The sequence below is a fragment of the Acinetobacter sp. 1566109 genome (assembly GCF_000582255.1).
In the GTDB taxonomy this organism is placed as follows: domain Bacteria; phylum Pseudomonadota; class Gammaproteobacteria; order Pseudomonadales; family Moraxellaceae; genus Acinetobacter; species Acinetobacter nosocomialis.
In genome coordinates, this window is sequence record NZ_JEYB01000090.1 from 1 (window position 1) to 11,505 (window position 11,505).

Consider the following 11,505-nt stretch of genomic DNA (forward strand, 5'->3'; position numbering starts at 1 on the left):
CAAGATAGACAACAGGATAAAGGCTATCTAAGGCTCTATTTTGCCACTCAGTCACTTGCTCAATCACAGCATCGGTAACTTTGCTGATGAGAGATGCTGACACATCGGCATCGTACATTTCTTTGAAGAAGGCTACAATTTCCCTATTAGTCATTCCTTTTGCATACAGTGAGAGGATTTGGTCATCCATACTGGTGATGCGTGTTTGGTGCTTTTTGATAATTTGTGGCTCAAATGAACCTTCTCGATCACGGGGAATATCTAAAGCCAGTTGTCCATCTTGAGTTGTAATGGTTTTAGAACTAAACCCATTACGGCTATTTGAGCCTTTCTTGGGCTGATGCTTTTCATAACCGAGATGGTCTGAAAGTTCAGTATTGAGTGCAGTTTCAATCATGAATTTTTTAAAGACTGCTGTCATTTGGTTTAAGTCTTCTGGTGTTTTTAGACCTTTAGCCAATTCGGCAGCCATACTTTTGATTGTTGCTTCATCCATGTGAAGTACCTTTTGTAATTATCCTCTGAAGGATAAATGAAAATTAAGTACTTACACAAAATTTAGAACAGTCCCATTGATTGAAAAATTTGCAAAAACAAATCAATGTAGTGTCGGTCCTATAGAGTCAACCAGTGATTACTATGGCTTTAAAATCCGTTCTCTACCAAAAGGTAATTACTATGAATTATCATGTCGTGAACGTGACTTAGCTCAGTCTGAATAGATAGGAATTAAATCTTTAACTTCACCATATTCATATATATGATTTAAAATATAGGGCTATAATCTTTCAAAGTAGATATACTAAAAAATAAGCCAAGCCCTATATTTTTATTTTATAGTAATTAATGGTAATTTATCTCCACAGAATAATGTTCCTTGTTCCTGATAGTACATGCCAATATTCCATTCCTTTTCAATTGGAGTTAAAGTTAACCTATTTTCTTCATTAATAATTTCTTTAGAGTAATCTTTAGGCCGAATAATCTCTAACTGATATTTCTTACCATTACAAAAAACATCAGCATTCTTTATACTCTTCTCAAGAATCCAACCATTATCTTTGATTCTAGGAACTATGTTTCTTTGATAGGTTTCCTCATTTAATCTCTCTACAGGAATTTGAACAACAAGAAAGCTTTGAGTAGGAGCAAAAGCAATACCCTCGTCTCTCAAAATAAATTTTTGATCAATAAAGATTTTATCCAATTGTTCTTTGAAAAAACTTAATTTCTCTTTAAATTGTTCTGCAGGAACATTGCTATAATCATGTAGAGCTGCTTCATTCGGACTTTTAGATTGTGGTTTTATCTCACCATCTTTATTGCATGCTGATAAAAGACTAAGACCAGCAATCAATATTAAAAAATTAATTTTAACTATAACTCCTTCTTATATTTTAAAAACTAACTATTAAGTTTAGATTTTAATAATAAATTAAAAATCCAATCAAAACCTAAAAACTAGATTATCAAATTAAAAAAAACAGCACAAATTCAAATAATTTTATTCAAATAATTAAAAAATTACTCATTATAGTATTCCACACAATTATTAACTTCCAATTTATTATAGTACAATGCAAAACACCAATAATCTTTACTCTTAAAGTTAACTTCATCACCCTCTCTTGTGTAATTTCTATCATGAATAGGATTTAATATATCTATAGAATAATTATTAGTATTACAAAAATTAGGCCTCTTGCGAAAGTATCATTTTTAACTATTTTAGACTTTGATATTTATTTAAAAATCAACAATTATCACTGATTAAATTTTGACTAACGCAAGAGGTCTATTATAATAATTATCATATGAATCAACAAAATCCAAATTCTTGCTTAATAGTTTTTTTAATTTTATCACAATCATTAATCGAAAAATTTTCTTTATTTATTTTTATCACAATTAATTGAGTAGAGCTTTTATTTCTATCAGTATCAATTTCATATGGATATTCACTGAACAACTCCTTAGAAAGCTCTTGTAAGCTAGTTGCGTTAGTACTACATGCTATTAGGAAGCAATAGAGACCAAAAATGAATAAAGAAAATATGAATTTTCTCATAATCATAATAATTTATCCCAATCAACTATTCATATTACATACATAACGTTTATGTCTAGAATGGATAAAACCTATATTCCAATAATCTACTAACTGATTCAATGACTGTCCTTCTCCAGATTGCATAACTGTACCTATCTTTATAGGAGGAACTAGCTCAAGTTGATTCATATCTCTATCACAATAAATGTAAGCTTCTTTGTATTTTTCTTTATAGTTCCATCCCCTCTTATTCAACAGACCATCTATTTTATCTATAAAATTATCACTATTTTGCTCTAGATCTTTCACTTGAAATATCAATCGCTCGGAATTATAGGAAGAAAATTTTTTTTCATCTAAAATTTTTTTACCAAAAATATATTCAGCATCACTTTTAAATTTTTCAATTACTATATTCTTATTTTCAACAATAGTTACTTCACTTTTCGTTATGGTATCGCATGAAACACAGAAAGCTCCAATTAGAATAATAATCATAAGTTTTAAAAAGACTTTATTCCATGTTTCCATTACTTAATCCCTCTAATCTATTATTTTCAATAGGTTTCTCAGCATCTAAAATTTTACAAAATCTAGTAGTACCATTTATATTACCATTAAGATCGGATATTCTTACAATTAACTCAGAATCTCACCTGTTTTTTACAGCATTGCTTTCACGTATTAGCAGCAAGTATTTCACTTCGCATTTATTCACACAGATCATCTCCCCACTTATAGTAACGATACAAAACCGTATTAACATTATAGTTAGTTATTTTCAACTCCCCGCCTTTATAATCTTGAATCTTGCCAAAGGTTGGGTTGACTATATTAATTTTGTTATTTGGACCTAAACAATATGTATCAACTCCCTACCCTTGCCCTTTTAACACCCATCCATCTTTATCTAAATACCTGACTATTTTATCCAATTTCCTAGAGTCTTTAGTAAATTCAAAATAAGAAACTTGTGCTTCATATTTATTTATAGAATCTATAATTTCAAGATTATTCCCTAATAATACTTTCATTTTTTCTTCAAATGGATATTTATTAGAAGGTTGCTCATGTACTCCATTAGAACAACCTATTGGTATTAACAAAGAAAATGAAGATATTAATTTCAATAAATTTCTCATATAAATCATTTACATATATCCAAACCCGATTTATTATAACTATAAGAGACTATATCTTTATTATAATCAGTCATATATAAATCGCCGCCTTTAAACGTAGTCACAGTTTTAGAAGTAGGGCTAAGGCTAACCTCATTACTGACTCGGCTCAGTTGATTATTCAGGTTATAGTCAAATTTTTCTATTTGTTTCTGCCCTGTATGTAAATGGGTAAAGCTTTTCGAAGCAATTTGTCCATCTGCATAATAGTCAAATTGAGTCAGTATATTTGGTTGACGGATTTGAAATAACCTTCCGTTCTCATTGTAAATATAGTGCTTTTCCTCTCCATCAAAGGCATGCTCACGTATCAAATATCATACGGATTGTATCCAAACAAATATTCAGCTTGATTCTGGTTAATCAGCTTTTGAATGCGGCCTTGTTTGTCCCATTGATAAGTTACGCTATGACGATTGGCATCAATACGCTGCTCTAATAAGCCAACTCGATTGTACTTATATTCCGTTACTAAACCTTTAGTATCGGTATGTTTAAGTAAACGTCCTTCTTCATCATATTTAAAGTGTTCTTTTAACCCATCAGGATAAATAATTGTTTCTAACTGGTCGTTATTGTTACTACTATAGATAAATTGTACTTTCTGCATATCGGCATTATTTTGAGAAAGTAGTTTTCCATTTCTATCATATTCCCAATAACTACTTTTTTCAGAGCAATCACTATATGAAATCATCTGCCCCAATTCATTATATTGAATTTTTTTAACACCACCTTTTGCATCAATAACTTCAATCAATTGATTATCATTGTTATATTTATACTGTGTAATCTGACCTAAAGGATTGATCTCTTTGCTAACATTACCTTGAGTATCATATTCACGTTTCCAAATATTACCTTCAGCATCTTTAATTTCGATTGGCATATTATTTTTATTATATGCAAAACGAATTATCCCACCGTTTGGCTGAACAATCTTAGCAAGTTGATCTTGATCATTGTATTCTTGTTGAGTTTCTCGCCCATCAAAATCGATTTGCCGAGTAATGCGCTTTTTCCCATCACGGCTATACCATGACTCACGCCCATCCGCTAAACGAGTTCGATAAGTAAACCCATCAAGATCGAAGTAATAATAAGTTGGAACATCATAAGCATCATAAACCGCCACTTGGCGTAAGCGGGGATGCCATTTTAGTTTGGTATGGAAACTGCCATCATCAGCCCATTCTTCTATTGCTTTAGCTTTGGCTTCAGTTGATTCATAGCGAATATTTTGTCCACGCCCTGTACGGTCTGTATAACGCGTTAGTTGATGAAATTGGTTATATTCATAGGTTCTTGTATAGCCATTCTGATCAATGGCTTTAATTAGGTTCCCTTGGGTATCATATTCATAACGCGCTAATGGTTCGGCTTTATCATCTAAAAACACCGCAATGATTTTAACTTGCTCATTAAAAGCAAATTTCAGCTCATACTCTGCTTGTTTAAATTTAAAATTGATAACCTTTAAATATGCTATGTGATCTAACAAAAGATACTCTAGAAGAATTTCCTCTTGAGAAGTCTCATTCATTTTTTTAACTAAATAATAGTTTTTTCCCCCATCAAAGCTTTGAAAATGAGATCTCCATTCACCTCCAAAATCTAAAATTAATTCCCCATTTTTAAGGGGTTTAATAATCCATCCCTCATAAGGCACTTCATAAGTTTCAAGTGTAATAGAAGATGGCAGTTGATGCTTTCGACCTTTACTATCAATAAATAGATAGCCTTGAGCAGTTTGTTGAATCATATTGGAGAATGGCATCATCCAACGTGCACCGACCGTACTTTGATCAAACTCATCCATTTGTGAGTTATATTGCCTTATAAAAGAAAAACCTATTTTCGGTAAATAGAAGTCTGCATGTTGAACCCTTTCAGCACCAATTGAATAGCTAATACTTTTTCCAGATTGTGAATCAGCACCTTCACATGGAGGAGCATTTAAAGCATCAGCCTGTAAACTTACAAACTCTAAAGTGTCTCCTTTCGTATGGCGTTCATATTCCCCCGTCTGGTTGATTGGCACACTTGCACTGCCTTTGTTTTCTAAAGCTTGTATAGCTTTCAGTGTTTCTTGTAATAGCCATGCCAAAGTATATTTTTGGCCAGCGTTTGCTTGTTGCTGTAAAGTTTGACTTAAAGCTGCAATAGCTTGAGTTGCTTCTTGTTGCAAACGACTTGTTATATTTGGTTGTATTTTAGGGGTTAAGTCTGCTTGGCTCGGCTTCCCTAATAAATCAATGAGTGGAACAGCCCAGTTGTTAAATTTGAGTTTCGGATCTCGTTTTTCTGCACTCGCACCTGCCACAGTGGTTATTCCTGCATTTATACCTGTTGCAGGGGTCGCCATGCTTTGTAGGATGGTTACACCCAATGTTGTAGCACTAGTAAGTAAACTGCCTAACTTCGCTTGAGTCTCTTTTAAAAACTTCTCTAAATCTCCAGCGATCATCGCATTGAGATGCAAACCTAAACGCTTAATATCTGTTTCTTTAATTTTTCCATTTTCTCGATATAAGCACTCTGCCATTAAACCAAACATCGGACGTAAAGCCATGCGCGCATGAGCTTCGTTATTCGGTTCTGAAAATAAACCAATTAAATTTGCAGCAAGTAATGCTCCACGTTGTGCAGCAGCTTCACCAGTTTTCTTATCTGTAGCATAGAGCATTAGGTCTAGTACACTACCTGTCAATGCAAAGATATTAGCAACCGTGGTTATGTTGGCCTTACTTTTTATTTGTTCTAATGAGGTATTTCCGCACACTTGTAAATACAACTGAATCTGACTTGCGATCATTTGCAAGTCTGCTACATCCGTCACGCTATTTAAGTTAAAAACAGCAAGTTCAACAGTAGGTTGTTTTTTAATTTCTTTATGTTGTGTATTCTCATTAGCCATTAATATAAAACCTTTAATTCATTAAATTACAACAATATTTTTCTATGTTGGATCGCTCTATTCATCCAATCTACTTTTTTGACCGAATAAAATTATCTAAAGCCCCTTGCTGAATATGTGAATCTTGATTTGTGGACTTAGATAATTTTGCGGTCATTTGATCACTCAAAAAACCTTGGCTTTGCTCTTTTAGCATTTCAAGAGACTGGTTTGGGTTTATCGCCATTTGACCAAGACTTTTCATTTGATCGGCAGATAAATTGAGATTAAGTTGTTTAGAAACAGTATTGAGCGCGGTATTGGTTACTTGATTTTTAATCTGACCTACTGCTTGCCCAGCTAAATTATCTAAAGTATTTTTACCCAAGTTTTTGAAACTATTTTTATCAGTTGAAAGAAGATTATTTTGCAACTGAGACATCGTATTTTGCCGCACTGCTCCTAGGGTATTTTTCAATAATCCTTGAACACTTTTGACTGGCTCAGCCCAAGTGTATTTACGATTAAAATCACTGCTTTGTAGCCATGCACTGGTATTATCCTTCTCAAAAACTACTTTAGCTGGTCCGGGTGCAATACCTGTTACTTGTGCAAAACCATTCCCATCAAGTTTGCCTGTAATTTGCTTACCTAATGAATCAATGACCTTATAGCTATTTTGCTTAAAGAACTTATCTCCACCATAACTTCGCAGTAGCGACATAGTTTTACCGTTATAAATTCTTGTTGTTTCTAAACGAGAAAAAAGCCTGTGCCCTTTTTGGGAGAAAAAAAGGCACAGCAAAGCCATAAAGACTGTGCTTGGCACATCTCAAGTTTTATTGTTGATACAAATTTTTGAGCCGTAATGACTTAAAGCCTGAGAACCTTAAAGGCCAACAAACTGTTTAAAGATGATTTAAGTGGTGTCGTTATAGCTTTTGGCAAAGGCTGCCAAGAAATAATGGATGTGCAAAGCCAACTCCTTTTTATAGGGAGTTCTGCCAAGACATTAAAATTATGGTGGCAGAACGAAAGGGGGTTCGCAGACTGGAAACAAAGGAACCAGCACACCCGAAGGTGTCCCCCTTCCGCCCTACCGTAGAGAAAAAGGGGGCGAACGAGTTCCCGACACACAAAATAAGCATTTTGCATATCGACTTTGTTTTCCCGGTCTGCGACGACCGACTGGCAATGTGGCCAGCAGGCAAAGAATAGTTCCCAACTCTCTTACAGTCAAGCACACAAAATGACATTTGTTTTAAATTAGATCATTAAAAAAGTAAGGCTAAATAATCAACAAGTTATTGTTAAATTAGAGTTTATAAAAATGGTAAAAATCTTAATAGTGTGTGTAAGGTGAGGTGTTTAGGATTTAAGTGAGAGCAAGTTATGTTTTTTTATTTTTAAATAATTAATTCTATTCTGATCAAACGCTAATGATTTATCCATATAAAAAAGGAGTGAATTTACTCACCCCTTTCTTATTAAATATTCGTGAATTACCAACCCCAGCACGTTCCTGTAGCCGGTTTTCCACATAACTTGTAATTTACCGCATACCAAATACTTCCACCTGTACGAGGCGTTTTATCTTTCTTAATTTCGTCACGGGTCAAATCTGCAAGATTAGAAATTGAAGTCGCCGTAACAGAACCTTTAGCGGCATTTTTCATATGCTGTAACGCGCCCAAATCTGCGGCAGTTGAAGTACCATAAATAATATCAGTCGGTTTGGTACTTCCCATCAGTAAGGAATAATCAGCAACCGCTGCCTGATAGCCTGTTGCACTGCCCGATACAGTTAAGTCACTTTTTATTTCAGTAGTTGCCAATACATCTGCAGCACCATACACACTCGCATCGGTATGATAAAAACTTAAAGGATGAACCAGATTATTAGCGATTTGCTTGTTAAACCAATCTTCCCATAAAAACTCAGTATAGTCCGTTGCATTTGCAACTTTGCTATAACCAATATCACGTGTGAAATAGACCAGTGAACGATATGGATTATTTTGCATACCGTCAGGGTTAGTTGCAGATTTCAGGCCTAAGTTTTTAGGTAATTGTTGATATGAAATCGGTTGGTTTTTCCCATCTCTTAACCATGCTTGGCCATTGGCAAGCATTTTCGCCCAAAACTCATCCGCAGTTTTACTATCGCTATAATTGCCAACAACTTTTACCCATACTTTAAGTTGACCACCGCCATCAGGCAGCTCACGGAATTCGGTCATTGTATGATGACCATCAGTCAAATAAAGGCGCCCATCATAACCCACAACCACTGTTTTCAAATCAGCCGTTTCAGTGCCCGGCTGTTCTTGACAGTTAAATGTCTCCAATTGTTTTAAATTGGCTTTTTGAAGGTCTTGCAGAGTTGTAAAATCATCACGACCTTTTGCACCAATCGCTTCACAATAATCGCTAAACTTTTTGCCAATGGTTTTATTTAAATAAACTAATTGATTGACTGGATCTGCTTGCCAAGTTGGGCGCTGTAAATCACCTTGCCAACGCCCTAATTTATAATAAATTTGATCATAACCAATTGCACCCTGCGTTGGGATCAAATCAGCAAGCGTAACTTGAATTACGTCATTTGTTTTTGCTGTTAGAAAACGCTGGTCACGGGTATCTGTAGGTGTTGGGGAAACTACTGTAGATTGCTGATCTTGGCTATCATTGCAGGCAGTAATAGCCATCATGCTCGCAACAAGAAATACTAAACTTAGAACTTTATAAGATTTTTTCTGTATGTCTGGAAACTACCCCAATAAATTGGATTATTTTTAATCAACAGAGTTTCATTTAGATGACTAATCGATGTCATTTTGATGAATATAGTTATAGATCAATCGATTAGAGTAACGAAAAAATCGTCAATAATATTATAGTCCATATTAAAAATGGTCTTGTAATATGCTATTTTTAAATTATGCACTGATAAAATATCTATCTTACAAACATAGACCAATACTTCATATAGATCAGTTGCTAGACTGATACTATCTAATTTAAAAACTAGAGAATTAACATCTTCAAATATATCTAAATTATGAGCGTTATTTTCATTAAAAAGCTTTTTTAACTTTTCTATTGAAATATTTTCAATATTCAAATAACTATTAACTAATGTTTTAGCATGCATATTATATACAATACCCTCTATTTAACATTACGTAATATTTAAAGTAGATTTTTCGTTTAAAATCTCAATCAAGTATTCAAAATCATCAGGAGTATAATAGTTATTAAAAGAATACTTTGTTTCTTCAAAGTACTTCCAAGTAATGTTTAAAGGTACAGTTATACAACCAATCCCACCAGTGAGACTATCCGACAAACCACCAAAACTAGAACCAAAGTAGCCCATCAATCCATTCACTTCCTCACCTATACAGCATAAGAAATCATTAAATGACTTAATATTTCTACCATCTATAACTATTGAACTTACTAGGTCTAGAGGCTTGTACTGTTGAACCCAATGCGAAACTTCTATCCACTTCATTTCTCTTCTTCGTTTAAATTACACCAATCTTGTAATCTAAGCTGATTTTTTCGATATTTCTTAATTAAATCAAATTTAAACTCATCAAAATAAGTCTCCTCTTCGCATAAATTTAATATCAATTTATTATCTTTCACTTCAAAAGATTCAATACTAGAACCTAAAACCCCGAAATATTCGTTATTTTCTTTTAAGAAGAATAAATTAATGCCATAGATATCATACTTATACTTTTTACTTTTTTTATCTTTATTTATTTCACCCTCACCAAAAAAACCATGAAAAACAACTTGAGTATCAGTGATTACACAATTTTCTGAAAGATATCCGCTCCAAATAGTTACATCATCATCAAACTCACTAAATTCACTTATTTCAATATAAAAAATATACTCTTCTGTAAGTTCAGAACTCATATAATATTTTCCTCTATCTCTGCTTTATTTTTAAATTTTGACGGGTTACTAATATGAAATTTCTAATGACGAGTATTTTTTTAACACTTCAATAAAATCATCTAAATGATAAAAATCTTCTTTCGACTCAAAATTATCTTTAGAGTACTGAAAATTTATCCATTTAACTTTTAAAGGCAAATCCCGCAGTACATCAGCAAATGCATTAAAGTTATAACCTAAGTATCCTAATACCCCATAAACCTCCTCTCCAAAATAACAATACACATCTTCTTCACACAGTAGGTATTTACCATCAACTGTTATATTTAATGATAAAGGTTCCCCTCTTTCGTTCATTCTAAAATAAGCAAAATCTAACCAGCATTTTTTTTCTAGCTTTGTAAAATTTAGCCATCTCTTTTTACCTATAGTTTCATTTGAAAGACGAATCAATAGCTCTTCTTTCTTTTTAAATTTTTCAAAATCTTCTAAGTTGTTTTTTGTTATAAGATCAAAATCTGGATCAAATTCAATAGAGAGTTCTTCACCATTAAAAGTAAAGTTTTCAGAAAGAATTAAACGATTTGCTATATTATTTTCTTTTAATTCTGTAGTGAGCTTATGCCGAGATTCAATCATTATATAACAATAGCAATAATTATTTTTTCCGAGATAACTATTAAAAATCTCCAAAGACTTTTCAACCTGTTGCAAATTATTAGACCTCTTGCGAAAGTAAAAACCACCTCAATCTAAATTTCATGAGATATCAGAAATTAAATCGTTTTTCAGATTCTGAATTCCAGCGCTTGGTTGGTGTACCTCGACCAGTTTTTAGTGAAATGATCGAAGTTTTAAAAGAAGTAGAATCACTTAAAAAGAAATCTGGGCGTCCTCATACTTTAGCTATAGAGGATCAATTATTATTAACACTCAATTACTTACGGAATTACAGCACTCAATTGGAGTTGGCTGCAAATTACCATATCGCTGAAAGTAATGTGAATCGAACCATTAAAAAGGTTGAAGATGCATTGATGAAATCAAGACGGTTTACTCTGAAAACGAAGCATTACCACAGCAGACGAACAGTTTAACTGGGTCATTATTGATGCGACAGAATGTTCAATAGAACGTCCGAAAAAAAAATCAGAGTAAGTTCTACAGTGGTAAAAAGAAGAAACATACGCTAAAAGCACAAGTGATCTATCATCCGAACAGCAAACAAATCATAGGGCTAGATATATCGAATGGCAGTCAGCATGACATTAAATTGGCAAGAAGAACGGTTAAAAAATTCAAACATTGTAAATATGTTATGACCGATTTAGGGTACTACGGATTAGAGCAAGATGGCTTTAAATTATTGATGCCAATAAAGAAAAAGAAGAATTTACCCTTATTTGATGTTGAGAAAAAGTACAATAAAATGATTGGAAAAATACGAGTTGTGATCGAACATA

6 protein-coding genes and 7 pseudogenes are annotated in these 11,505 nt (G+C 33.1%); 2 read left to right on the forward strand and 11 right to left on the reverse strand.

Going from position 1 to position 11,505, the window contains the following annotated elements; all coding sequences use genetic code 11:
• A pseudogene (locus tag J582_RS23505) lies at positions 1 to 496 on the reverse strand (IS256-like element ISAba26 family transposase); the annotation flags it as partial.
• Between the two features lie 73 nt (positions 497 to 569).
• On the opposite strand from J582_RS23505, the pseudogene J582_RS27365 reads away from it, so the two are divergent.
• Positions 570 to 722, forward strand: a pseudogene (locus J582_RS27365) (hypothetical protein); the annotation flags it as partial.
• Positions 723 to 829: 107 nt separating this feature from the next.
• On the opposite strand, the gene J582_RS27155 reads toward J582_RS27365, so the two are convergent.
• The 10 genes and pseudogenes from J582_RS27155 to J582_RS23545 all read right to left on the reverse strand — a co-directional run.
• Positions 830 to 1,357, reverse strand: a complete 528-nt coding sequence (locus tag J582_RS27155) for a hypothetical protein (RefSeq protein WP_227556668.1) — start codon at positions 1,355 to 1,357, stop codon at positions 830 to 832.
• A 732-nt stretch (positions 1,358 to 2,089) separates the two neighbouring features.
• A complete protein-coding gene (locus J582_RS23520; RefSeq protein WP_032048718.1) occupies positions 2,090 to 2,581 on the reverse strand; it encodes a hypothetical protein in 492 nt (163 codons plus the stop codon).
• A gap of 179 nt (positions 2,582 to 2,760) precedes the next feature.
• A pseudogene (locus tag J582_RS27370) lies at positions 2,761 to 3,201 on the reverse strand (hypothetical protein).
• Between the two features lie 116 nt (positions 3,202 to 3,317).
• Positions 3,318 to 6,148 (reverse strand): annotated as a pseudogene (locus J582_RS23525) (DUF6531 domain-containing protein); the annotation flags it as partial.
• A 70-nt stretch (positions 6,149 to 6,218) separates the two neighbouring features.
• A pseudogene (locus J582_RS23530) lies at positions 6,219 to 6,851 on the reverse strand (type VI secretion system tip protein VgrG); the annotation flags it as partial.
• 778 nt (positions 6,852 to 7,629) lie between these two features.
• Positions 7,630 to 8,889, reverse strand: a complete 1,260-nt coding sequence (locus J582_RS23535) for a ParB/Srx family N-terminal domain-containing protein (protein ID WP_032048723.1) — start codon at positions 8,887 to 8,889, stop codon at positions 7,630 to 7,632.
• A 95-nt stretch (positions 8,890 to 8,984) separates the two neighbouring features.
• Entirely contained in the window at positions 8,985 to 9,281 is a 297-nt protein-coding gene (locus J582_RS23540; RefSeq protein WP_032048724.1) for a hypothetical protein, read from the reverse strand.
• Between the two features lie 27 nt (positions 9,282 to 9,308).
• The gene (locus J582_RS27375) at positions 9,309 to 9,644 is read right to left on the reverse strand and encodes a barstar family protein (protein ID WP_227556669.1); all 336 of its coding nucleotides are present in this window, start codon (positions 9,642 to 9,644) and stop codon (positions 9,309 to 9,311) included.
• Positions 9,641 to 10,060, reverse strand: a complete 420-nt coding sequence (locus tag J582_RS27380; protein WP_227556670.1) for a hypothetical protein — start codon at positions 10,058 to 10,060, stop codon at positions 9,641 to 9,643. Before J582_RS27380 ends, J582_RS27375 begins: the two co-directional genes overlap by 4 nt.
• Positions 10,061 to 10,108: 48 nt before the next feature.
• Positions 10,109 to 10,762, reverse strand: a pseudogene (locus tag J582_RS23545) (hypothetical protein); the annotation flags it as partial.
• A 41-nt stretch (positions 10,763 to 10,803) separates the two neighbouring features.
• On the opposite strand from J582_RS23545, the pseudogene J582_RS26450 reads away from it, so the two are divergent.
• Positions 10,804 to 11,505: pseudogene (locus tag J582_RS26450) on the forward strand (IS5-like element ISAba27 family transposase); the annotation flags it as partial.